A 326-nucleotide genomic window follows, 5' to 3' on the forward strand; every position below is an offset into this window, starting at 1 on the left:
AGAAGTCCCCTACCTCTATAGGTGGTGGGATGAATTGATTTATTTTATATTTACAAATCATAATAAATAATGTTATAATAAAGGTGTATTCATACACGTTTCTGCACTCTACTGAAAGCCAAGGTGACCCGGATGAATAAAGCCTTTAAGTTTAGAATCTATCCCACTGAATCTCAAAAGACTTTGATTCATATGACCTTAGGCCATAATCGCTTTTTATGGAATAAGATGTTAGAAGATAAACAGAAACACTATGAGTTGAATAAAACCCAATTATATAACCGTCCTGCACAGTATAAAGAGAATTATCCCTTTCTGAAAGACGT

General features: G+C 33.4%; 1 protein-coding gene. It reads left to right on the forward strand.

The window, feature by feature from the left end:
* Positions 1 to 132: 132 nt before the first annotated feature.
* Positions 133 to 326 (forward strand): helix-turn-helix domain-containing protein (locus N7603_RS08975; RefSeq protein WP_262097086.1); only part of this gene is annotated, 194 nt, incomplete at its 3' end.

Source organism: Paracholeplasma vituli (assembly GCF_025446935.1).
Classification (GTDB): domain Bacteria; phylum Bacillota_I; class Bacilli_A; order Acholeplasmatales; family UBA5453; genus Paracholeplasma; species Paracholeplasma vituli.